Below are 23,466 nucleotides of genomic sequence, written 5' to 3'. Positions count from 1 at the left end.
CTTAGCGAAATTTCAACGCTCGACTTGAACGTCAGAGTTCAGATTGCAGGGGTCTAATGTAATTTAATACTAAACCCCTGTATACTGTAATAATATACCTACGCAACGCCGCAGAGGTTGACGGTGACGCCGAGTTCTTGCAGGGCGGCGGCTTTGGCGTAGAGGGCGCGCTGGGCAGCCTGGGCGTCGGGGGCGTAGGCGACCTGGATGTGGTTGGCTTTGTGCTGCGCCATCATCTGGTCGCGGGTGACGCCGTAGAGGACGGCGTGCATGATCGGCCACTGCGGAGTGGTCAGATTCCAGCGCTCGTCGGTTTCTTCCTTCGGAAGCTCGACGACGCCGCCAAGGCCCATGTCGCACTTGAGCGCATTGTCGGCGACGTAGATGCGGCTCCAGACGATCTCGCCGGGCTTGCTGATTCCCTTGACCGTGCCGCCTCCGAGGCGGAAGTACATGGGGGGCTGGCGCTCGCTCGACGTTCCGGCGTAGCCGCCAATGAAGTGCTCGGGCGGCGCGGCGCCGGAGATCAGGAAGACCCAGACATATTCGTCGATCCCGCCGCCGGTGTACTGACGGCCCCAGCGCAGATCGTGCAGGGTGGTCTCGGGCGCGTAGCCGAGCTTGCGCCACAGACGGTATGTAACGAGGGCGTCGAGGCCGGCGGCTTCGTCGACTTCGTTGAAGTGCGGGAGAGCCTCGCCGGCGTAAAGCTCTTCGCCGGTCGTTTCGTGCTGGACGGGGGGGCGGCTGACGTTGTTTAGCAGTCCTTCGACCAGATCGGACGCCGGGGCGAGATCCTTCAGGCCCTGCTGGTACTGGATGCCGATCGTGTCGCAGCCGAACTCATCGGCGATGCGCAGGGCGGCGATGTACATCTTGCACTGGAGCAGGACTTGCGCCTCGGTGAGATCCGTGGCCTCATCCGGGCCGTAGTGGAAGGTCATGCCCTTGTCCAGCAGCCACTGGTAGACGGCCTGCGCTTCGTCATCGCCCACGGTCAGAGTCTTGGCGTACAGCGCGGACTGGCTCAGACGCTCCTTGAACACGCCTGTGGCGTGCAGCAGATCGTCGGGCAGGATGGCGTTGAACATGCCCATACAGCCTTCGTCGAAGATCCCCATGATCGCCTTGCGGGTCTTGAGCTCGCGTCCGAACTCCGCGCCCAGCGCCACGGCGTCCGCCGGCGCCGCGCTCGCCTCAAACGCCTTGGCGTGGCTGGTGTCGTGCGTGACGGTCCCTTCGGACAGCCACTGGCGCAGCCCCTTCCGGAAGTACTCGTCGGTGAACTCCTCGCTCCAAAGCGTGCTGTACTTCACGCCCGCCTTGGTCAGGCTGCCGTTCAAGTTGAGCATGCCGACCAGGCCGGGCCACGTGCCGCTCCAGTTGGCGATCGTCAGGATCGGCCCTTTGTGAGTGACCAGACCATGCAGCACATGGTGGCTGTACTGCCAGACGGCCTCGGCGACGATCAGCGGCGCCTCGGGATCGATCCCCCGGAAGACTTCCATGCCGTACTTCTGGCTGTCGATAAAGCCATGGCCCTTCTTCGGATCGAAGGGATGCCCGCGCTTGACGGTAACGCCCTCGCGCTCTAAGGCCGCGACAATCTGCGCCTCCATGGCGGCCTGCGCCGCCTCGCAGGTCTGGTTCGCCGCGATCCGCAGATCGCCGCTGGCGATCAAAATCACTTGCTTTGTCATGAGTAGATTCCTCTATGTCTTCGAGAGTTCTTATTTCAGGCCCAGCGCTCGCTGGCGCAGATGCTCGTCGGGACGCGTCGCGATGCGGGAAACGTCGGCGTGGCTCATAAACATCGGCTCGCCGCAGGCGATCGCGCCGATCAGGATGTGCGCGGCCTTGTCGGCCATCTGCGTGATGCTGAGCACTTCGGAGGCGCTGGCGCCCAGCGCGATGAAGCCGTGGTTCTGAAGGTAGATCGTCTTGGGGACTGCGCCATGCTTCTGGATGAACTGCTGGACACGCTCTAATATCGTCCGCGCGAGCGGCAGGCCGGGGTCGACATAGGGAACGCAGCAGGGAGCGACGCCGCAGACGACGATCTCATCGGGAAACAAGCGCCGCCCTTGCAGCATCAGATCCCAGCCGCCGCGCGAGCAGGTCAGGCTATTGATGCTGGTGACATGGGTATGACCGATAAAGTTCACCCCGGGCAGACTGAGCAGCCCCGCGTGGAACAGCGTCTCGACGCTCGGCGTGCGGCTGCCTTCATGGACGCAGCAGGAACGGAGCAGGTCGCGCGTGCGCTCATCGGGCCAGAACTCGCTGCTTCGCAGCGCGTCCAAAAGCGGCGCGAACGAGACTTCAACCAGTTGGTCGCTCGTGAGCGTCCGCAGCTGCGAGCCGCTGGCCTTCACCAAAAACGTCGCCTCGCTGAGACGCGCGGAGGTGTTGCCTTCCCCCAGGATCGCCCACTGACGCCCCGCATCGCCCAGATCGTGCGAGAGGGTCAGCAATTGCGGCAGTATTCCGTCCGTATCCGTCATGGCGTGTCCTCGTTGACTGATAAAATTCTTGACCGAAAAGTCTTGGCTCGCGGGACAAAATCCCACGAGTGTTATTTTATCACGGACCGACCGGGAGGCCAATAGACGATCGAAACAAAAATATGGAGGATCCTGCACGGCAGAGCGTGCGCGAGGGGAAAACGGCGGCGATTATCCGTGATGCCCGCGCCGGTACGCGGCGGGCGGGCGTCCGGTTTCACGCAGGAAGATGCGCGAGAAATAGAACCGGTCGGCGAAGCCATTCTGCTCGGCGATCTGGTCGATGCTGTCGTTGGTAAACAAGAGCTGCTGGGCGGCGCAGGCGACCCGGCGCTTCAAAATATACTGAACCGGCGAAAGGCTGGTCGCCTCCCGAAAGCGGCGGATAAAATGCCCTTCGCTCATATGGCAGAGCGATGCGATCTCCGCGTTGGTCATCCGCTGATCGAGATTGTCCTGAATCCATTGCAGCGCCGGCAGCAGCGGCTTGATCAGCGACACGCGCGTCCAGCACCGCTCCAGCGTTTCGGGTGTCAGCGCGCCCAGATAATGCCCCAGCGCCTCATAGATGATCCCTTTGATCATGCACTGGACGGACACATCGTCGCAGCCCTCGCGCGCCACCCGATCGCCAAGCCGAGACACGATTTGCGAAAACAGCGGATCTTCGGGAATCCGCACCGGCCCGGGGAAGATGTCCTCGAACGCAATCGGCGGAATCCCCCGGAACTCGAAGTGTATGAAGAATTGCGTGATCGGCTCTTCGTTACGGCTCGAAAGCTCCAATCCCGCAGGAATAATATAAACCGAATGCGGCTCCAGATCGATCGTCCCGGTCGCCGCAATCAGCCGCCCGCCCCGCGCGTCGTTTTGATAGATACGCCAGAAGTCGTTGACGAGCTTGGGCAGATTCCAGCTGCCGACCTGAAGATCAAACCGCGCCGCCCAGAGCGGCCGGATTTCGATGTCGTCGAGCATCCCAGGAAGCTGGGATTTTTGGTTAAAGAGCTGATCGGAATCGAGTAGCGGCATTTTGCGTTATGATAGCATAAGTGAGGGTTGCAAGCCTACCCTGGCGCCCTCTGATGACCGGCCCCTCCCGTGCAAACCCACCTAAATCGCCGGCATCACATTCCCGCCGCAGACAGGAATATACGCGCCCGTGATATAGCTCGACAGGTCCGACGCCAGGAACGCGACGACGTTGGCGATTTCCTGATCGGTCCCGCGTCGCTTCATCGGGACATTCTTTTCGTAGCCTTCATTGTGCTCCGTCCCGCTTGCGCGGTCGCGGTCGCTGATCGTCCAGCCGGGCGCGACTTGATTGACGGTAATCTGGTGCTCCCCGATCTCCTTCGCCAGGATGCGCAGCACGCCGTCCATACCGCGCTTGCCGGCCACATAGGCCGATTGGCTGGTGAAGTTCTGCATGGCGCACTCCGTATTGATCCCGATGACCCGGCCGCCGGCGCCGCGCGCGATCATCGCCGGGGCGAACGCCTGCGCCATCAGCACGTTGTGGAGAACGCACGAACGGAACTGGCTCTCATAGTCTGCCACGGACTGCTCCAATACCGACGTCCAATCATACTGAATGACCGCGTTGTTCACCAGGACATCGGCGACGCCCAGCTCCGCATGAACGAGATCGCGCATCGCGTCCACACTCTCTTTCTGAGTCACATCCGCCTGCACGACCAGCGCGCGGCCGCCCAATTCCCGCACCTCCGCCGCCAGCGTCTGCGCCATCTCGGCGTTACGCAGATAATTGATCGCGACATCCGCGCCGCACCGCGCCAGCGTCCGCGCCATCACGCGGCCCAGATCCCCGGTCGCGCCCGTCACCACGCACACCTTGCCGCTCAGATCCAGCGTCAATGCAGAATTCGTCACGCTCATTCGATCATCTCCCGCCGCCGCTGATTGGCGGCCCCGTTTTCCAAAGTTACGCCGCAGGCGACGCTACCTTACAGGGTACCCTCAGGCGGTACAATAAAATTCTTTTGCGCCGATGTCCGCTTTACCTCCTCCACCGGACAATTACCCATCAAATAGCCACGGAGAGAATGTCACGATGCACGAACGACGGGATTGGGAATTGCTGCGCGCCTTTGTCGAGACGAACTCGCAGGCCGCGTTTGCGGAGCTGACGAAGCGCTATTTGCGGCTGGTCTATGCGACATGCCTGCGCGAAGTCGGCGACCGGACACAGGCGGAGGATGTGACACAGGCGGTTTTCCTGCTGCTTGCGCGCAAGGCTCCGACCTTTCGCTCCAGCATCGTCCTTCCATCCTGGCTATTTGACGCCTGCAAGTATGCGTCGAGAAATGCGCTGCGAGGAGAAAGGCGACGCCAAATGCGCGAGCAATTGATGGCGCGTGAAGTCAGTCATACCGCATCAGAAGCAGCCGATCGCGTTTCGGATTTGTGCGTTGGAGAAGCCCTGGACAAGCTGGCGCCGATAGATCGAAACGTCGTACTCCTTCGATTCATCTGCGACTACACCCTGGCGGAGACGGGGGCTGCGATCGGAATCTCCGAAGAAGCGGCGCGCAAGCGCGTCAATCGCGCGCTGGCGAAGCTCCGCACGACGCTGACACGCGCCGGCGCGCCGCTGACGGTCGCCGCCGCCGCCGAATTGGTGCAGGTCCATCACGCCCACGCCATGCCTGCGAACCTCGAAGCAAAGATCTCGGAGATCGTACAAACGTACGCCTCGGCGCCCCTTGCAGGCGCGCCTATCCCGCTAATCGCCCAAGGAGCGCAAACAGCCATGACACTCGCGAAAGTAAAAACCATCGCCGCCATTACCGGAGGTCTCATTCTTGCCGGAGGCGGGGTTTACCTTGCCGCAGCCAAAGCTCCGCATTCGCCACGCACGGGAAAGGAGCCGATCGCAAATCCCGCTATTGCGGACACTCATGTGGCGGCGTTCAATTGTTATCTCAAAATGCTCCGGACGTATGCGGATTTGAAATCCTGCACGTTTACCGAGACAGCGGCGGGAAGCGGCGCCATGGGGATGCCATATCAAATAAATTACGCGTTTCAGCGTCCGGGGAAATTCAATATCGTCGTGACACGCGACGCCTCCTCCAAGCGTGTGCTGTACGCGAATGAAAAGGTGTGGACAGTTCCCGAAGAAGCTCCCAACCAGGCGTCGGGCCAGCCTCTGATGAAAAATTACACACCGCTGATGGATTGCCTTATCGGCGCGGCCGATGTCAAAGAGCCATTTCCCGAGATGATGCTCGACGATACCAGGGCGGATATCGATAAAGTCGTCGCGCAAGACCCCAAGGCTAAGAAAATGTTCGTCCTCGGAGCGCCCGCCGTCATCGGCGGGGTACTCACCGATACACTCTTTACACCGCCCCGCCCGGACAACAAAGACGACCATGGCGCCACGACATTTTCCATAGGCCGCGCCGACCACTTACTTTACCGAGTCGTCAGTCAGGACACATCCGGGCGTTTCCCGGAACTGAACTTCACGATCGACTATTCGGACATTCGAGTCAATTCGAAGATTCCCGCGAACACATTCGAGTTCACGCCGCCAAATTCTTGAGAGAGCCAAGACAAGCCAACGGCCGCGTCGCTATTGCGACGCGGCCGTTGGCTTGAGAGGAGAGAGGTTTATGTCGGGCTGAACGTGGCGGCGAACTTCGTGATGTTTGTTCCCGCCGCATTGTGCGTGGTGCTGCCCGCGCCCTGATCGAGATCGGCGGTGTCCTGCGTGCTGCCGGCGGAGACATTGGCGGGGCGGAGCCATTTGACGTGGCCGTCGCTGAGCAGGAAGTTGGAGCCGTCGGTGTGGCGGCCGCTCTTGTTGCCGCCGTCGTTGGAGTTGTGCGAAGGCTGGCCCAGATCGCCGGTGGCGTAGTAGCCGACGCCGTGCCAGTAACCGTCGCCGCCCGCGTCCATTCCCCAGCCGGTCGCGCTTGCGATTTCGTTGAGGTTGCTCGGATCCGCGTTGTTGCCGCTGACTTCAAACAGCAGGACCGTTTTTGTCGGAGCCGCGAGCGCGGACGTGGTTGTCGCCTGCGACCAGTTTGTCACGGTCAGGTTGATGTTCAATCCATAAGAAACCTTGGTCGCCGTCGTTCCCGCGTCATCCGGGCAGATGTACACACCGGTGCTCTTGACATAGGGATAGATCGCGCCCGCCCAGCCCTGGCCATAAGCCTGGACGCCGGGAAAGTGGTCGTCGTTGTCCTGATTGTACTGCATGACGGCCAGGCCCAGCTGCTTCTGGTTGCTCAGGCACGACGTCTGGCGCGCCTTCTCGCGAACCTTGGCGAACGCCGGGAAGAGGATGGCTGCGAGCACCGCAATGATGGCGATGACAACGAGCAGCTCGATCAATGTAAAACCGGTACGCTTCATAGTGTAATTCCTTGATTGATATCTTTGCAAAAGCTTTAGCCCAATTGTCGGCGCCAAACACAAAAATCCGTAGGGGACTCAGAGTTTCTCCCAGACGGAAATCTTCATGGTTTCTTCATGTTCTCTTCATGATTGAACGCTACTATGGAATAGTAACATCAGCGTCCAATGGCAAGGAGACACACACATGGCGAAACGTCGGATTTCCTGGTTATTGGCGGCATCCACCGCCGGACTGTTCACCACACTCGCGCAGGCGGCGTCCACGCCGCCCCCGCCCCCGCCTCCCAATCCGCCGCCGGCGGGAGCGGAATTCCCAGACGCCACCGGGCAATCGGCGACGATCAGCGCCACCGGGCCGGCCCTCGCAACTCATCCATTCTTTACCAGCCTGGGAAGCAACGGAAGAACATGCTACAATTGCCATCATCCCGAGGAAGGCTGGAGCATCACGCCCGCAAGCGTCCAGGCGCGATTTCAAGAGACGAACGGCCTGGCCCCGATCTTCCGAACGGTGGATGGAGCGAACTCGCCGAACGCGAACGTGTCCACCGTCGCCGCGAGGCAAGCCGCGTACAGCATGCTGCTGACGCGCGGGGATATCCGGATCGGCCTGCCGGTCCCGTCGGGCGCCGAGTTCACGCTGACGGCGGCGAACGATCCTTACGGTTTTGCGTCGCCCGCGCAGCTCTCCCTGTTCCGGCGTCCGCTTCCTCCCACAAACCTTGCGTTTACCAGCACGGTGATGTGGGACGGGCGAGAGACGATTTCCAGCACGAATATCGCCGCCGATCTGGCCCATCAGGCCGCGACGGCGGTCTTGACGCACGAACAGGCGTCGGCGGCTCCGAGCGCCGCCGTCCTCAACCAGCTCGTCACCTTTGAGCGCGGCCTCTACACCGCGCAGTCCCTCGACAACGCGGCGGGGCCGCTCGGCGCCTTCGGAGCCAACGGCGGCCCGCGCTACCTCACCACGCTCCCGTTCACGCTGGGTGAAAACGATCCCACATCGGCGAGTTTCAATCCCAATGTCTTCACGATCTTCGGCAGATGGCAGGGAATCACCGCCCCCGATGCGCAGTCACGCGCGCGCGCCTCCATTGCTCGCGGAGAAGCCATCTTCAATACGCGTCCGATTGCAGTGACGGGGGTCGCGGGCTTCAACGATGTCGTCCATCTTTCGCTGGCGCGCACGACTTGTTCGGGGTGCCATAACACGCCCGAAGTGGGAAACCACTCGTCGGCGGCGTTCATGGACCTGGGACTGACGGACGCCGCGCGGCGCACGTCCGACATGCCGCTCTACACGCTGCGCAATTCATCCACGGGCGCCGTGCGTCTGACGACCGATCCCGGACGCGCGCTCGTCACCGGCAAATGGGCGGACATCGGTAAGTTCAAAATCCCCACCCTGCGCGGCCTCCCCGCGCGAGCTCCGTACTTCCACAACGGCTCCGCCGCATCCACGCGTGACGTGGTGGACTTTTACAACGGCCGGTTCAACATGAATTTGAACCCGAACGAACGGGCCGACCTGAAAGCATTTCTGGACTCGCTTTAAGATCGTTTCGAGATTTCCCGGGACTGCGTCCCGGGAAATCTCGTCTTCTCGCCGCCGATGCAGGTATCCCCTCTCCTCACGCCGAACACACCCACGAATTTCCACGACGAGACGCGCGGCGTCCCAAGGAGAAAAATCGTGAGCTGGCGTTACACCGTCGAAAAGATCGAGAAGCGGGTTGCGGAGCTGAAGCGCGCGCGGGTGCGCGCTTCGGTTCCCTTAGGCGATTGGCGCAAGGCCCTTGGCCCTATCGACGGCGCGAGCGCCTCCGATTTCGACGACACGGGCTGGGACACATTCCCCGCGCTCGGTTCGTACGAAGCGCGGGAGCAGACGATCTGGCTGCGCTCCGCCGTGACCGTCCCGGAGGCGTGGACAGGACAGCGCGTGTTTCTCGGACTGGAGCTCGCCGAGGCCGAAACGCTGGTGTGGGTTGACGGGGTCGCGACGCAGGCCATCGACCTATTCCATCACGATCTGCTGCTGACGGACAGCGCCGACGGCGGACGCACGTACACACTGGCGCTGGAGTGCTATACGGGCCTCGGCGACCAGCGCTTTGCCCGCGTGTTCACACCAAAAACCGTCGAAATTAAGATCGCCGAGCTGCAATGGATCGACACGCCGACGGAGGCGCTCTACTATGACATGAGCGTCGCGCTCGAGTCGGCGAAAACGATGGATGGGAATGGACGCGAGTACGCCGTCATCCTGGAAGCGCTGGACGAGGCGACGAATATTCTGGACTTCTCGCGCGGCGTGAGCGATGATGTGTTTTACGCCTCAGCCGCGCGGGCCGGAGAATATCTCCAGGCCAATCTTTACCAGAAGTATCACGCCGATCCAAACTTCGCGCCGACAATCTGGGCGACGGGCCACGCGCATATCGATACGGCGTGGCTGTGGCGGCTTGCGCACACGCGTCAAAAGATCGGCCGCACCTTCACCACGGCGCTGACGCTGATGGAGCAGTATCCCGAATACAAGTTCACCTGTTCGCAGCCCCAGCAGTACGCCTATCTCAAACAAGACTATCCCGAGGTTTACGCGCGTATCCAGGCGGCCATTCAACGGGGACAATGGGAAGCGGTCGGAGGGATGTGGGTCGAATCGGACTGCAACGTGGTCGGCGGCGAGAGCCTGGTCCGGCAGTTTTTGTACGGTCTGCGTTTCTTCCAGCAGGAGTTTGGGACGCACACGGATGTCGTCTGGCTCCCGGACGTCTTCGGTTACGCGGCGGCGTTTCCGCAGATCATCAAAAAGGCCGGCATGAAGTATTTCATGACGATCAAGATCTATTGGAGCCAGTTCAACAAGCCGCCCTATCAAACGTTCGAATGGGAGGGAATCGACGGAACCTCCGTGCTCACGCACTACTCCCCGCTCGGCGATTACAACGCCGTGATGACGCCCGCGCAGCTTCGCCAGAACTGGAACGCCTACCAGCAGAAGCATCTCACGGACTCGGATCTTTATATCTACGGCTACGGCGACGGCGGCGGCGGCCCCACCCGCGCGATGCTGGAGACAGCGGCGCGCCTGCAAGACTTCCCCGGCATGCCCAAAGTCAAGCTCTCGGACAGTGAGGCGTTTTTTGAGGATCTCGCGCGGCAGGTCGAAGGCAAGCCGAACCTGCCGCGCTGGGTCGGCGAGCTTTATCTGGAGTACCATCGCGGCACGTATACATCGCAGGCGCGCAGCAAGAAGCTCAACCGGCAATCCGAACTGCTGCTGCAAACCGCCGAACAGATTTGCTGCCTCGCCAATCTCACAACAGCGCGCCCCTACCCGCGCCCGACGCTGGCGAAAGCGTGGGAATTAACCCTGCTCAACCAGTTCCACGATATCATCCCGGGATCGTCGATCCGCGAGGTCTATGAAGACAGCGAGCGCGACTACCAGACGATCCTCGGCATCGCCTCCGACACCGTGCAGGGAGCGCTCGGCGCCATCGCCGATCAGATCGCCGAAGGCGCGGGCGATGTCGTCGTCTACAACCCGCTCTCGTGGCCGCGTTCGGATGTCGCCGAAGCCCCGCGCAATTTGAATCTGCCCGGCCAGCACGTCGTCGATCTGGACGGCCAGGAGAAAACACTCGTCCACCTGAGCGATGTCCCCGCCCTCGGCTACGACACGCTGCGCGCCGAAGCGCTGCCGCTTTTCGACAACACGCACGACGAGCCGACACTCCACGTCACCGAGCGCACTCTGGAGAATCAATTCTTCACGCTCACGCTGGATGAGAACGGCGAAATCTCCTCCCTGTGGGACAAACGGACCCAGCGCGAAGTGATCGACGCCGGCGCGTACTGCAAAGGCAACGCCTTCCTCACCTTCGAAGATAAACCCCTGAACTACGACGCCTGGGACATCGATATCTTCTACCTGGACAAAATGACTCCCGCGCAATCGCTCACCCGTCTCGAAGTCGCCGAACATGGCCCCATCCGCGCGAGCATTGAAATTACGCGGACCTTCGGACGCGGCAGCAGCCTCCATCAGCGTATCAGTCTCTACCGGGACATCGCCCGGATCGACTTCGACACGGAAGTCGATTGGCGAGAGCGCCATACGCTGCTCAAAGTCGCCTTCCCGGTCACCGTGCGCAGCCCGCGCGCCACTTACGATATTCAGTTCGGCAACGTCGAACGCCCCACGCACTGGAACACCAGCTGGGACTGGGCGCGCTTCGAAGTCTGCGCCCACAAATGGGCGGACCTGAGCGAAGGCGACTACGGCGTCTCGCTGCTTTCCGAAAGCAAGTACGGCTGGGACATCAAGGACAACGTCATGCGTCTCACCCTGCTCAAAGGCGCGACAAGCCCCGACCCCGAAGCCGACCTCGGCCGCCAGCGCTTCACCTACGCCCTCCTGCCCCACGCCGGCGATTGGCGCGCCGCCAAAACCGTCCAGCGCGCCTACGAATTCAATGTCCCCGCCCAATTCGCCGCCGTCCACGGCCATGGCGACCTGCCCGCAAGCATGTCGCTCGTCAGCGTGGATAAACCCAATGTGATTGTTGAGACGGTGAAGAAAGCGGAAGACGACGAAAGCGTGATCGTGCGATTGTACGAAGCGTACGGTCAGCGCGGCCCAGCAGCTCTGACGTTTGGACAGAACATAGAATCGGCGGCGGAAGTGAATTTATTGGAAGTGGAGACAGAGGAAAGCCGGGCGCGGCATGTGACGGTGGATGGAGCGCGACTGGCGTTCGATGTGAAGCCCTATGAGATACGAACACTGCGGGTGCGTCTCAAGGCGTAACGAATTGCGCGCCATCCCGGAACGTAAAGCGCAATATCCCAACGGCGGTCTGGGGATCACAGGAATTGGGGATAGAACTGCGCGATCCATGCTTCCGTCAGCGCCAAAACTTTTTCGCTTCGTCCAGAACCTGATCGGCTTCCGTCTCCGACGCCACATACGCGCGATCGTAATCGACGGTATTACGCTTGCGGCGGCACGCGTCGAAATAGGCGGTAAAGGATGCGCTTTGCGCGCCGAGCGCAATCTCCGCCGCCTCGAAGGATGTCTGATGGTGGCCAAGCCCCGCCACACGGTAGCCGGCGCAGGCGATCGCCATCTTCGCTGTCTGAAGCGCGGCGTTATATGCCGTGGCGAAGCGCCTATCTGCGGAAAGGCCAACTAAAGCAGCGTCCGCAAGATCGCGCGCGACCACTCCGCGCAGTTCGTCAAGTTCCCTTTTACTCGTGACGTGCGGGCGTATGAGCTGCTGCGCGGACAAGGTTTGCCAGCTCATTGTCGTCTCCCTTCAAAAAGATCTTCTTCTGCTGCATGACGGTCGTTAAAAAATGATTCGCAAGACGCAACTTTTCCATGAACTCCGAAAGTGAGTAGAGGGAAATGTTCACGGGCGCGCCAAGATTGCGCTCCAGCTCGCGCAGCGGCAATGCGAGGTCAACCATTCGCACAGCGCCGACGATCATGACATCCACATCGCTTTGCGCCGTTCGCTCTCCGCGAGCGACGGAACCGAAGATAAACGCCACATCGATTTGGGAAGTAAACGGTTCGAGCGAAGTCCGTATCGTATTCGCGATTCCCGATGTCTTCACAAAAATGCTTTGCAATTCATTCAGGATTGGAAACGCAGGATCTGCTTGGTAGTAGACACGATTGCCGTCGGCTTCACGCCGCAACAGACCGACCTCGGTCAGCTGCGCCATCTCCCGTTGCAAACTGGACGGAGAGAGTTCGAGAAACCCAGCGAGGTCGCGCAAATACCACCGGCGTTCGGGCTGCAACAGCACCGCCGCAAGCACCGCCTGGCGGGTTTTGGAGAAAAACGCGTCTAATAGATTCCCTGTACGCATATTGCGTATATTATTACGCAATATGCGTACAGTGTCAAGAACAGGCAATCAAAGCTGATATTTGCGCCAGAGTTTATCCTCAAGCGCCACGCAACCGGGAAACCCCTACCCCGTCATCCCCAGCGCCCCGAGCAGATCGGGCGTGTCCACGGACGAGGCGTAGTGCTTGATGTCGGCTTCGAACTGCTGTTTGAACACGCGCTGGGTGCCGAGTTCGATCAGGTCGATCAGGAAGCCCGGCGGGTCGTAGGCGACGGTGACGGTGACGTGGGAGCCGCCGCCTTTTTTCTCGCGCTGGACTTCGACGGTGAGCACATAGAGAAACTCTTCGCCCAGGCTCTGCCAGCAGATGGTGTTGGCGGCGCACATGGTGCGCTGGGCGGGGAATTCGATGTGGCGGCCGGCGATCATGATGATCAGACGGGCCAGGTCTTCGTGGTCGCCGCGCGCGATGGCGCGGACGTGCGTGAGACGCGAGGGCAGGATGCCGGCGTCGGTCCAATCGGCGTACACCGCTTCGGGCGTCGCGTCAAGGGTCATCGTATATTCGTGAGTGAATTGCACGGAAATCCTATCCTTTGGTCAATACGGAAAGGCCGCCTAAATAGGGCTGCAAGACGTCCGGGATCCGCACGGAGCCGTCGGCTTCCTGGTAGGTCTCCAGCAAGGCGGCGAGCACTCTGGGCAGCGCGGTGCCGCTGCAGTTAAGCAAGTGCGGGAACTCGGGCTTCGCTCCCGGTTCTCGGCGGAACCGGATATTGCCCTGCCGGCTCTGGAAGTCCTCGCAGTTGGAGCAGGACGACACTTCGAGCCAGCTATCGACGCCGGGCGCGTACGCCTCGACATCGTAACACTTCGATGCGGCGAAGGAGATATCCCCGCCCGCGAGCAGCTTGATCCGGTACGGCAGGCCGAGCGCGTCCAGCACGTCGGTGGCGTCGGTGAGCAGGCTCTCCATCTCGTCGTAGGACGTCTCGGGCAGCGTGTACTTCACCATCTCGACCTTGTCGAACTGGTGGACGCGCAGCAGTCCCCGGGTGTCCTTGCCCGCGGCGCCGGCCTCGCGGCGCCAGCAGGGCGAATACGCCACATATTTCAGCGGCAGGTCGCGGCCATCCAAAATCTCATCGCGATGGATGTTGATCAGCGCCGGCTCGGCAGTCGGCAGCGCGAACAGGTCATCCTCGGCGTCGTGGTACATCTCCGGCGTGAACTTCGCCAGATGGCAGCTCGCCTTCATGCTCTCGCGGGAGAGAAAGAACGGCGTCGCCCACTCGGTGTAGCCATGCTTGTCCTGATGCAGATCGAGCATGAACTGGACCAGGCCGCGCTCCAGGCGCGCGCCAATCCCTTTGTACAGCACGAACCCGCTGCCCGAGAGTTTGGTCCCGCGCGCGAAATCGATGATCCCCAAATCCGTCGCCAGGTCCCAGTGCGCCTTCGGCGCAAAGTTGAACTTGCGGGTCGCGGCGCCTTCCTTGACGATCTGGAAGTTCTCTTCGTCTCCCGGCGGCGTCGTCTCATGCGGCAGGTTGGGAATCAGAAAGAGCTTGGCGTCCAGTTCTTCTTCCAGGCTACGGCGGCGCTCGGCGAGAAGCGCGATCTGATCGCCCATCTCCCGCGTGCGCGCCTTCGCCGCTTCGGCTTCCTCAAGCTTCTTATCCTTCATCAGCGCGCCAATGCTCTTACTGGACGAGTTCAAATCCGCCTGAAGCTGCTCGCCCTCGGACTTATTCGCGCGAAGCTGCGAGTCGAGATCCAAAACAACATCCACAGCCGACGGATCGGCGTTGCGGGCTTGCAGGCGCGTCTTCACGCCTTCCGGGTCGTTACGTAAGAGTTTAATGTCCAGCATGGCGCTATTGTACCATAGGAAACCGACGTAAGAAAAGCAATATCATACGCAAATCACTCCCGGTTTCGTTCCAAAACGCTCCCTGCAAGGGACAAGGCGTCGTCGATTTGATAGCGGCGGACTGACAAATGCCCCCATCCTCGGGTACAATTGGGCTTAACCATCCTAAATTTTTCGCCAAAAGCGCGATTCCCGGCAAAGGTGCACCGTGGCAGACTCGAAGAAATTTTATCTCACGACCCCCATCTACTATGTCAACGGCGTGCCGCACGTCGGCTCCGCGACGACAACGCTGGTTGCGGACGCGCTGGCGCGTTACCATCGGCAGCGCGGGGAAGAGGTGTTCTTCCTGACGGGCACCGATGAAAACGCGCAGAAAGTCTCCGACGCCGCCGCGAAGCTGGGCGAGGAGACTCAGGCGTTCGTCGACCGGATTTCCAATCGATTTGTCGAGACCTGGAAGTTCCTGGACATCTCCTACGACGACTTCATCCGCACCACTGAGCCGCGCCATAAAGAGGTCGTCGCCGAGGTCTTCCGACGCCTGCGCGATCGCGGCGATATCTACGCCGGCAAGTACGAGGGCTGGTACTCGGTCTCCGATGAGACGTTCTTCCGCGACTCCGAGGTCAAGGACGGCGTCGCCATCGAAAGCGGCGCCAAAGTCGAGCGCGTGACGGAAGACGTCTACTATTTCAAGCTCTCGGCCTATGGCGAGCGCCTGCGCGAATATATCCACGCCAATCCCAGTTTCCTGCAGCCTGATACGCGCCGCAACGAAGTGCTGGCCTTTATCGACGAAGGTCTGCGCGATGTCGCCGTGTCCCGCCGCAACACCGGCTGGGGGATCGAAACGCCGGACGATCCGTCGCAGGTCGTTTATGTCTGGTTCGACGCCCTGATCAACTATCTGGCCGCCACGGGCTGGCCCGGCGATACCAACTGGGATACCCTGTGGCCCGCCGACGTCCATCTGGTCGGTAAGGAGATCTACGTCCGGTTCCACGCCACGCTCTGGCCGGCCATGCTGATGGGCCTGGACCTGCCGCTGCCCGCGCACGTCCTCGGACATGGCTGGTGGCTGGTCGGCGGCGAGAAGGGCGCGAAGTCCAAGGGCAATATCCCGACCCCGCAAGAGGCCGTGGATTACCTTGTCGCCGCGAGCGGCGCGACGCAGGGCGCGGCGATTGACGCGCTGCGTTATTATCTGATTCGCGACATCTCATTCACCGGCGACGCCGAGTTCTCGCTTTCGACCCTGGTCGAGCACTTCAATTTCCAGCTCGCCAATGACCTGGGCAACCTGCTGAACCGCACGCTGAACATGCTCAAGCAGTACGAAGACAGCGTCATTACCGAAGCCGCCGCCGCGACCGCCGAAAGCTCGGTCGCGACGCTCGCGCAGGAAGTTTACCGCGAAGCCACCGACGCGCTGGAGAGCTTAAACCCCGGCGCGGCGCTGGTCGCGACCTGGAAGCTGATCGCCGCCGCCAACAAGGCCATCGACACCTCCGCGCCCTGGAAACGTCACAAAGAAGGCGACAAGCAAGGCGTCATCGAAGCCCTCTACGAAGTGCTGGAAGCCAACCGCATCGCCAGCGTCCTGATCGCGCCGTTCATGCCCTACGCCTCCGCGCGAATCCGCGAGCAGCTGGGCCTGGATCCGAGCGTCACGCCCGCTTGGGAAACCGCGTCGCAGTGGGGCCTCCTCGCCACGGGAACGCAAACGCTGGAAGCGCAGCCGATCTTCCCGCGCATCAATTTGAAAGAGCTGAACGCCAAAGAAGCGAGCTCAAAACCATCGAAGGAAAAAAAAATCGTGAGTGAGACCACCCCGACGCCGGAAGCGACCGCAGCCGCCGCCACGACGCCCGTCACAGAAACCGCGCCCGCCACGGAAGCCGCCGCGCCCGCCGAAGTGATCGACGACACGATCACCATTGACGACGTCATCAAACTGAAGCTGAAGGTCGCTGAGATCAAAACCGCCGAGCGCATCAAAGGCGCGGACAAGCTCCTGCACCTGACAATCGACGTCGGCGAAGAAGCGCCGCGCAACCTCATCGCCGGCATCGCCGAAAGCTACGCACCCGAAGACCTGCCCGGCAAAAAGATCGTCGTCATCGCCAACCTCGCCCCGCGCAAAATGCGCGGCGTCTACTCCCAGGGCATGCTCCTCGCCGCCACCGACGAAAACGGCCGCGCGATCCTGCTGACCCCCGAATCCGAAGTCGGCGCCGGCGCCGAAGTGCGGTAGTGACCTACCCCGGCCTCGCATCGGCCCCAGGCAAACCCACCCCGGCGCTTCGCGCCACCCCTCCCGTCACCGGGAAGGGTTGAAGAAAAAGCCCCATCGCTTACCATGTAGGCGATGGGGCTCTTGTTTTTCATTACCCTTCCCGTCGGCGGGAGGGGTCGGCCGAAGGCCGGGGGTGGGTTTGCCTGGGGCCGAAACCAAGGATTAGGTAACTCCCAGGCGAATCCGCCTTACGCGGCGACGGGTTCCGGGTTGATCAATCGATTCAGGGTGCCCTCGATTGATTTCAGACCCACATCGCCCGCGGCGCGGCTCTTGAGGTTGCCGTCGGCGTCGAACAGGAAGTAGTACGGCCAGTAGCCCTGGGTTTGGAACCGCTCGCCGATCTCATGGTAGCCGTCCACCGCGACCGGTTCGTCGATACTGAACTCCGCCATGATCTTCTTCACGGCGTCCAGGTCCGTATCCGACTCTTGACGCGGCATGTGGACGGAGACGAAGTTCACCTGACCGGCAAACTGCTTTTTCCATTCACCGATCGTCGGCATATTGTTTTTGCAGATGTAGCAGGAGACCGCCCAGAAGTAGACCAGGGTCGGCTTTCCCGCGAGCGACTCGCCGGTGACTTCCCCGTTGTACCACTCCGTGGCGCCGTCCAGGCTCGGCATGGGAGTTCCGCTTTTTAACGGCATGACGCTTCCCTTTCTGTCGTTTGCGTCTTAACCCTTCAGGGTCTTCTGGCCGGGCTTCCAGTCCGAGGGGCAGAGGCCGCCGGTCTGGAGGCCCTGAAGCACGCGGAGCGTCTCATCGACGCTGCGGCCCAGGTTCAGGTTGTTGATCGTGGCGTACTGAAGGACGCCTTCCGGATCGATGATGAACAGACCGCGAAGGGCGATTCCCTTGTCGGTGATCAGCACGCCGTAATCTTCCGCGACATGATGAGTCATGTCCGAGATGATCGGGTAGGCAAGACCTTCGATGCCGTTGGCCGAACGCGGAGTCGACGCCCACGCCTTATGGCTGTAGACGCTGTCCGTGCTGGCGCCCAGGATCTCAGTCCCGAGTTCCTGGAACTCTTCATAACGGTCGGAAAGCGCGGTGATCTCGGTCGGGCACACGTGGGTGAAATCGAGCGGGTACCAGAAGAAGACGAGCCACTTTCCCTTATAGTCGGAGAGGCTAACATTATGTCCCAGGCGTGAGCCGTCGGCGGGATCGAAAACAGGTGCGGTGAACTGGGGCGCGAGCTGCCCCACTTTGGCGATAGCCATCGTAATGAAAAGCCTCCATCTATAGTTACAACTGGGTGATCGTTTGGTTAACAACGGAACTTCGCGGGACAGTTCCCGTAAGCGCCTTTATTATACCTACGAGGAGGCGGAAATTTGACTCTGAGTACGAAGCTTACCTCAGGATCCTTGACGCGGGGTACACTTCGATTACATATCATCAGGACAGGTAATAAAGATGAGTTACTCGGAAAGCCGCCGGGCGTTTCTGCTCTCGGCGGCCGCTTTTTCGCTGACGACCGCGACCGCCTTATTGACGGGAGCCGAAGAATGTGACGCCGCATCGGCGCAGGCGCAATTCGCGAGCCTCGAAAAATCGCTGAACGGCCGCCTGGGCGTTTATGCGCTGAACACGGCTGACGGCTCACAGATGAGCTACCGCGCCGATGAGCGCTTTCCGCTGTGCAGCACGTTCAAGATTATGCTGGCGTCCGCGATCCTGCATCGAAGCGCGCGGACCCCGGAACTGCTCGGCCGGCGCATCCGATATACGGCGCAAGATCTCGTGACGTATTCCCCAATCACCGAGAAGCATGTGGGCGACGGTATGACGATTGCCGAGCTGTGCGCGGCGGCGCTCCAGTACAGCGACAACACCGCCGCGAATCAACTGATGAAAATCCTTGGTGGCCCTGCGGCCGTCACCGCGTTTTCACGTTTGATCGGGGACCGCGTCTTTCATCTGGACCGCTGGGAGACGGAACTCAATACCGCAATTCCGGGAGATTTGCGCGATACATCGACTCCCAGAGCGATGGGGCGCAGCCTGAAGCGTTTGGCGCTGGGTGACGCGCTGCCGCCGCATCAGCGCCGGCAATTGCAGGAGTGGATGCGCGGCAACACCACGGGCAAGAAACGCATCGCCGCCGGCGTTCCCGCCAATTGGCTTGTGGGGGATAAAACGGGGACAGGCGACTACGGATCCGCCAACGATGTCGCCATACTCTGGCCTCCCCGCCACGCGCCCATTCTCCTCGCGATCTACACCACGCAGCACGAGAAGAACGCCAAGGCGCGCGAAGACGTAATCGCCTCAGCGGCCCGCATTGTCGCCGGCGCCATCATTTAAAAAACGTCATCCCCACGTGAAGGCTGAGGTGACTGGCGAGGCTCCAGCGCCTCCAGTACGCCGTCGCCGTCGGTCACTAGGATCGCGCCGGCGGCGAGGAGTTCGTCCCAGAGCGCGGCGGCCTCGCCGCCGGTAAAGTCGCGGTCGGAGAACTTCGCGTCCGAGGACTGAAGGCAGACTACGGGCTTGTCGGCCTGGGCGGCGTGCAAAGCCGCCCGCAGGTTGGCGAGGTTAGCCCGGCCGAACGGGACGTCGGTGACGACGACGGCCGCCGCCGTTTGGACCGATGCTTCGATCTGGCGCACGGCGTCTTCGGAAAGCGCCGTGAACGGCGCCTCAAGGACGCACGGCGCGCCCAGCATTTCGGCGGCCTCCAAATCGGTGTCGCCAATGTTCAGGCCGGCGGCGCGGATCCCCCACCCGGCCTGGCGCATGCGCAGCATCAGTCCGGCGCCCGTGCCGCCGCCGCAGACGACGAGAACGTCTCCCAATGCAGGAATAGGATCGATCCCATCGGAGATATCAGGATCCTCGGGAATGGAGAGAATCAACGGACGCCCATTCGTCGGATGGCGCCGCACCCAGACGCGCGCGCCGTAGGCGGCGCGGACGTGCTCGGCGGTCAGCACTTCGGCGGGCGAGCCCAGCGCGACGACCTGGCCTCCGTGCAGCAGCGCCAGCCGGTCGCAATACTCGGCGGCGAGGTTCAAATCGTGCAGGACGGCGAGAACGGCGACGCCATCCTCATGCGCCAGCGAATGGACCAGCGATAACAGCTGCGCCTGATGGTGGATGTCTAGATGCGCAGTCGGCTCGTCGAGCAAAATGACGCCCGGCTCCTGCGCGAGCGCCCGCGCCAGCAGCACGCGCTGCCGCTCGCCGCCGGACAGGGTGGAGGCGATGCGATCGCCCAGATGCGCGACGCCCGCCTGCGCCATCGCCCGGTCCACGATCTCCCCATCACGCGCCGTCGCTCCCGCGAACGGGTGGCGCGGCAGATGCGGCGATCGCCCCATCTGCACGACTTCGCGCGCCGTAAACTCAAACGCCACTTCCGTGCTTTGCGGCACCGTTCCGATGGACTGCGCGGCCTGCCGCGCCGTGCGGCCCTTGAACAGATCGTGCTCCGCCAGCATTACGGCGCCGCGTCGGGGGCGCAGCGTGCGGGAGAGCGCGCGGATGAGCGTGGACTTCCCGGAGCCGTTAGGACCGACGACGCCCACCAGCTCGCCGCCGCGCAGATCCAGGGAAAAACCCCGCAGAACCGGCTCCGCGCCGCCATAGTCAAGATCGATTTTTTCCGCCGCCAGACGCATCACAATTACTTCCTGATCGATTATAGCAAATTTCCTCGTAAGAAACTCAGGCATAAACTACGGCCTGACCGGGTACAAGAAAACCGAAGCCAAAAAATCTGTCCGCGCCGACGAAGGATATTGGCGTGCGAGCGGTGAATTAGCGAATTGCTAGCATCGTTCACTCGAAGATGAGGTTATCGTATCGTCAGGCGAGGCAAGTTACACCTATGGCCACGACAGCCGACCAGTCTTTCAATGCACAATCGAATCGCGGACGCCAGGACGCGATCGGAACGATATTCCCGGAAACGACCACGGACACGGGCAATTCGGATGACCTCGCGTCCTATATCAATAGGCTCACACGCACCAAGCTGCTCACCGCCAGCGAGGAAAAGGTTCTCTCGAGGCGCGCGCTCTTTGGCGACTCCGCCGCGAAAGAACGCCTGATCGAGGCGAATATGCGCCTCGTCGTCTCCATCGCCAAGAACTATCTCGCCAGCGGAATTCCTCTGGAGGATCTGATCCAGGAAGGCGCGATCGGTCTGATGACGGCGACGGAGCGATTCAACCCGAGCATGGGGTATCGGTTCAGCACGTACGCCACGCAGTGGATACGGCAAAGCATCGGCCGGGCGATCGACAACAAATCCAAGTCGATCCGTCTGCCGGCGCATATCTCCGAGTCACTGCGCAAGATCGACCGGTCACGCTCCGAGCTGCGCCGCGAGCTTGGCGAGGAACCGACCGTCGAGCAGCTTTCCGCCCACACCGGCCTGTCCTTGAAGAAGATGAACAGCCTGCTCCAGACCACGCAGGAGCCAGTCTCTTTGGACATGACGGTCGGGGATGACGACAGCACGTCGCTCGGCAACCTCGTTCTCGATAAGAGCGCTCCCAATCCGCAGGATGAGCTGATCGCCAGCGAGATGCGCGGCGAGATCGAGGCCATTCTCAATACGCTCGACGATCGTGAGCAGATCGTCATGCGTAAACGTTTTGGGTTCGACGAAGACGACAAGCTTGTCCTTCAGCAGATCGGCGACGAACTCCACATCTCCCGCGAGCGCGTCCGCCAGATCGAAGCCCAGGCGCTGCGCAAACTCCGCTCCGCCGCCCGCAAAAAGCGGCTGCGCGACTATCTCCAGGCCTGAGCGCGCCGACATTATCTCCATTCCATAAAAACAGCCCCGCCGGTTTTGCCGGCGGGGCTGTATCTTGTTTTCAAGTTTTGAAGACGGCGGCAAGCTTAACGCAATCCGATATCCTGTGCGAGCTGTCGCTCGGCATGGGTCTCCTGCTCCAGCGCCTCCTCAAAGGCGCGCACCATCGGCGATTCCTCGCCCTTGTGTTCGTGAAGCGTATCCGCAACGATCTCCCGGTACGGCGATTTCCCATCAAACTTCGCGCTGCGCCGCGCATCCGTATCGGAGCTCTCCTGCCGCCTCAGCCAGACAACCCGCGCCACCGGGACCGCCACCGCGACGGCGGCCGCCCAGAACAAAATTTTCTTCACGTTCATGTCCGTCCTCCATCAGAAATATACCCATGGAGCGAGAGACAATAAACCGGCCGCCCGTTTCGCGCAGGGCGCGAGCATCAGCGGATATCGAGAAATTTATGCGTCTGCAAGGACAGCCGAAACAGCGCCGGATGCGCCTTCACAGCCTCGATGCAAAGCGCGACGGCGTCTTTGTTTAAGGCGTTGGGCTGGAGGAACGTCATGCGTCCATGACCGCGCGCGCCGTCGAGAGCGCGCGCCAGATCCGCGTCGTCGTCCACTACATATTTGAACTCTGCTGCGTTCGCTTCATACCAGGAATCCAATCGGCCGCCCTGCGGCTGCTTGGGCGAGACGGTGACGTGGTCGATCCCCCACCCCGGCTGCGGCCGCGTACCGTTTGTCTCCATTTGCAGATGGTAGCCACGCGCATGCAAAAGATCGGACAGCGCCTGCAAATCCTGGATCGTCGGCTCCCCGCCCGTGAAGCAGACCCAGCGGCAGTCCGGCGCCAGACTTGCGATTTCGTCCGCAATCTCCTCCGGCGTCCCCAGTCGCTGAACCCGAAAATCCGTATCGCAAAACTCGCACGCCAGATTGCAGCCCGCGAAACGGACAAACACCGTCGCCTGCCCGGTGCGCAGCCCCTCGCCCTGCAAAGAATAAAAGATCTCCACCAGCGGCAGCGCCCCCGACTTCGCCGCCGCCATCGCGTCGCGAGTCGCGGCGGCGGGATCAGGCGTCGCGCCAAGATAAGGCCGTCCGTTATGAGGCTGAAGTACAAGCGTGCTGGACATGGCTCTATTATACCTTGCCCTCCCTCTGACTGGACTTTGACGTCTCCTCTCTGATATATTGCGTTGAGAGAGCCGATAATGAAGTCCAGGCGACAGATCGGCCGGCGAATGGAGAACCAATTCTTGCAAGCAATTTTTGAGCATTCAGACGAAGCGACAATGACAACCGCGCAAATCGCGCTCGCAGTGGCCGATCTCGCGCGGCAGGGAAAGTTCGGCGATGAGATCGCCCGGTTTTACGCGGACGACATCGTGAGCGTCGAGCCCGAAGGCGTACCCGCCGAGGCGCGCGGACGCGCCGCCGTCGCCGCCAAAGTGCAGGCGTGGTTCGATGACTATGACGTCCATCAGGTGACGGCGACAGGGCCTTTCGTCCACGGAGACGAATTTATCATCGGCCTCAAAATCCAGATGACGCCCCGCAATGGCGGCGAAACGATTCTTTTTGAAGAGGCCGCGCGCTACGTGGTCCGAGACGGAAAAATCGTCGAAGAACGGTTCTACTGCTGAGTTTTTTGCAGCGCTCCGAGGGGGCGAAAAAATGTTTGCCCCGCGTGCAGTAATTTGGCGTTTGCGTGTCGAACCCTAGGCGGCAAGTCGTTCGAACAACAC

The 23,466-nt window shown here is 61.4% G+C and carries 21 protein-coding genes; 7 read left to right on the top strand and 14 right to left on the bottom strand.

All coding sequences use genetic code 11. The features are described from left to right. Window positions 1–98: 98 nt before the first annotated feature. The 4 genes from D5261_RS14775 to D5261_RS14760 all read right to left on the bottom strand — a co-directional run bounded on the left by D5261_RS14775 (window position 99) and on the right by D5261_RS14760 (window position 4,403). Window positions 99–1,700, bottom strand: a complete 1,602-nt coding sequence (locus tag D5261_RS14775) for a fucose isomerase (RefSeq protein ID WP_119320556.1) — start codon at window positions 1,698–1,700, stop codon at window positions 99–101. A 30-nt stretch (window positions 1,701–1,730) separates the two neighbouring features. Further along, complete coding sequence (locus D5261_RS14770; RefSeq protein WP_119320557.1) at window positions 1,731–2,504, bottom strand: class II aldolase/adducin family protein; 774 nt, start codon at window positions 2,502–2,504, stop codon at window positions 1,731–1,733. A gap of 171 nt (window positions 2,505–2,675) precedes the next feature. Then, window positions 2,676–3,536 (bottom strand): AraC family transcriptional regulator, encoded by an 861-nt coding sequence (locus D5261_RS14765; RefSeq protein WP_119320558.1) that lies wholly within the window; start codon window positions 3,534–3,536, stop codon window positions 2,676–2,678. Between the two features lie 81 nt (window positions 3,537–3,617). After that, window positions 3,618–4,403, bottom strand: coding sequence for an SDR family NAD(P)-dependent oxidoreductase (locus tag D5261_RS14760; RefSeq protein WP_218025541.1), 786 nt, complete (start codon window positions 4,401–4,403; stop codon window positions 3,618–3,620). Window positions 4,404–4,578: 175 nt separating this feature from the next. Here D5261_RS14760 and D5261_RS14755 point away from each other — a divergent pair, with 175 nt between their 5' ends. Then, window positions 4,579–6,075: a sigma-70 family RNA polymerase sigma factor gene (locus tag D5261_RS14755; protein WP_165864051.1), complete on the top strand. Its 1,497-nt coding sequence runs from the start codon at window positions 4,579–4,581 to the stop codon at window positions 6,073–6,075. 68 nt (window positions 6,076–6,143) lie between these two features. Here D5261_RS14755 and D5261_RS14750 read toward each other — a convergent pair whose 3' ends face one another. Continuing rightward, complete coding sequence (locus tag D5261_RS14750; RefSeq protein WP_119320560.1) at window positions 6,144–6,893, bottom strand: DUF1559 family PulG-like putative transporter; 750 nt, start codon at window positions 6,891–6,893, stop codon at window positions 6,144–6,146. A gap of 187 nt (window positions 6,894–7,080) precedes the next feature. Here D5261_RS14750 and D5261_RS14745 point away from each other — a divergent pair, with 187 nt between their 5' ends. Both D5261_RS14745 and D5261_RS14740 read left to right on the top strand, forming a co-directional pair. Next, the gene (locus D5261_RS14745; protein ID WP_119320561.1) at window positions 7,081–8,454 is read left to right on the top strand and encodes a cytochrome c peroxidase; all 1,374 of its coding nucleotides are present in this window, start codon (window positions 7,081–7,083) and stop codon (window positions 8,452–8,454) included. A 138-nt stretch (window positions 8,455–8,592) separates the two neighbouring features. Further along, on the top strand, window positions 8,593–11,718 hold the full coding sequence (locus D5261_RS14740; RefSeq protein WP_165864052.1) for an alpha-mannosidase: 3,126 nt from the start codon (window positions 8,593–8,595) through the stop codon (window positions 11,716–11,718). 97 nt (window positions 11,719–11,815) lie between these two features. Here the strand turns inward: D5261_RS14740 and D5261_RS14735 are convergent, their stop codons facing one another. The 4 genes from D5261_RS14735 to serS all read right to left on the bottom strand — a co-directional run bounded on the left by D5261_RS14735 (window position 11,816) and on the right by serS (window position 14,643). Then, the gene (locus tag D5261_RS14735) at window positions 11,816–12,214 is read right to left on the bottom strand and encodes a hypothetical protein (protein WP_125205880.1); all 399 of its coding nucleotides are present in this window, start codon (window positions 12,212–12,214) and stop codon (window positions 11,816–11,818) included. Next, complete coding sequence (locus D5261_RS14730) at window positions 12,159–12,788, bottom strand: nucleotidyltransferase domain-containing protein (RefSeq protein WP_119320564.1); 630 nt, start codon at window positions 12,786–12,788, stop codon at window positions 12,159–12,161. The genes D5261_RS14735 and D5261_RS14730 overlap by 56 nt, the downstream gene beginning before the upstream one ends. A gap of 105 nt (window positions 12,789–12,893) precedes the next feature. Further along, complete coding sequence (locus tag D5261_RS14725) at window positions 12,894–13,352, bottom strand: SRPBCC family protein (protein WP_125205881.1); 459 nt, start codon at window positions 13,350–13,352, stop codon at window positions 12,894–12,896. 7 nt (window positions 13,353–13,359) lie between these two features. Further along, complete coding sequence (serS, locus tag D5261_RS14720) at window positions 13,360–14,643, bottom strand: serine--tRNA ligase (protein WP_119320566.1); 1,284 nt, start codon at window positions 14,641–14,643, stop codon at window positions 13,360–13,362. A gap of 208 nt (window positions 14,644–14,851) precedes the next feature. Here serS and metG point away from each other — a divergent pair, with 208 nt between their 5' ends. Continuing rightward, window positions 14,852–16,900: a methionine--tRNA ligase gene (metG, locus tag D5261_RS14715; protein WP_165864053.1), complete on the top strand. Its 2,049-nt coding sequence runs from the start codon at window positions 14,852–14,854 to the stop codon at window positions 16,898–16,900. A gap of 230 nt (window positions 16,901–17,130) precedes the next feature. Here metG and D5261_RS14710 read toward each other — a convergent pair whose 3' ends face one another. Beyond that, on the bottom strand, window positions 17,131–17,592 hold the full coding sequence (locus tag D5261_RS14710) for a TlpA family protein disulfide reductase (RefSeq protein ID WP_119320568.1): 462 nt from the start codon (window positions 17,590–17,592) through the stop codon (window positions 17,131–17,133). Window positions 17,593–17,619: 27 nt separating this feature from the next. Further along, a complete protein-coding gene (locus D5261_RS14705) occupies window positions 17,620–18,171 on the bottom strand; it encodes a peroxiredoxin (RefSeq protein ID WP_119320569.1) in 552 nt (183 codons plus the stop codon). A 196-nt stretch (window positions 18,172–18,367) separates the two neighbouring features. On the opposite strand from D5261_RS14705, the gene bla reads away from it, so the two are divergent. Beyond that, window positions 18,368–19,258, top strand: coding sequence for a class A beta-lactamase (bla, locus tag D5261_RS14700; protein WP_119320570.1), 891 nt, complete (start codon window positions 18,368–18,370; stop codon window positions 19,256–19,258). Here the strand turns inward: bla and D5261_RS14695 are convergent. Further along, the gene (locus D5261_RS14695) at window positions 19,255–20,574 is read right to left on the bottom strand and encodes a heme ABC transporter ATP-binding protein (RefSeq protein WP_301002554.1); all 1,320 of its coding nucleotides are present in this window, start codon (window positions 20,572–20,574) and stop codon (window positions 19,255–19,257) included. The two genes, bla and D5261_RS14695, sit on opposite strands and share 4 nt — an antisense overlap. Before the next feature lie 209 nt (window positions 20,575–20,783). Here D5261_RS14695 and D5261_RS14690 point away from each other — a divergent pair, with 209 nt between their 5' ends. Further along, window positions 20,784–21,710, top strand: a complete 927-nt coding sequence (locus tag D5261_RS14690) for a sigma-70 family RNA polymerase sigma factor (protein ID WP_165864054.1) — start codon at window positions 20,784–20,786, stop codon at window positions 21,708–21,710. 95 nt (window positions 21,711–21,805) lie between these two features. On the opposite strand, the gene D5261_RS14685 is transcribed toward D5261_RS14690, so the two are convergent. Further along, complete coding sequence (locus D5261_RS14685; protein ID WP_119320573.1) at window positions 21,806–22,078, bottom strand: hypothetical protein; 273 nt, start codon at window positions 22,076–22,078, stop codon at window positions 21,806–21,808. Window positions 22,079–22,155: 77 nt separating this feature from the next. Beyond that, window positions 22,156–22,854, bottom strand: coding sequence for a 7-carboxy-7-deazaguanine synthase QueE (locus tag D5261_RS14680; protein WP_165864055.1), 699 nt, complete (start codon window positions 22,852–22,854; stop codon window positions 22,156–22,158). A gap of 159 nt (window positions 22,855–23,013) precedes the next feature. Between D5261_RS14680 and D5261_RS14675 the strand changes: the two genes are divergently transcribed. Then, window positions 23,014–23,364, top strand: a complete 351-nt coding sequence (locus D5261_RS14675; protein ID WP_165864056.1) for a nuclear transport factor 2 family protein — start codon at window positions 23,014–23,016, stop codon at window positions 23,362–23,364. The last annotated feature ends 102 nt before the right edge of the window (window positions 23,365–23,466 follow it).

Origin of the sequence: Capsulimonas corticalis (assembly GCF_003574315.2) — a bacterium.
Lineage (GTDB): Bacteria > Armatimonadota > Armatimonadia > Armatimonadales > Capsulimonadaceae > Capsulimonas > Capsulimonas corticalis.
This window is presented reverse-complemented; position numbering and strand designations above follow the sequence as displayed.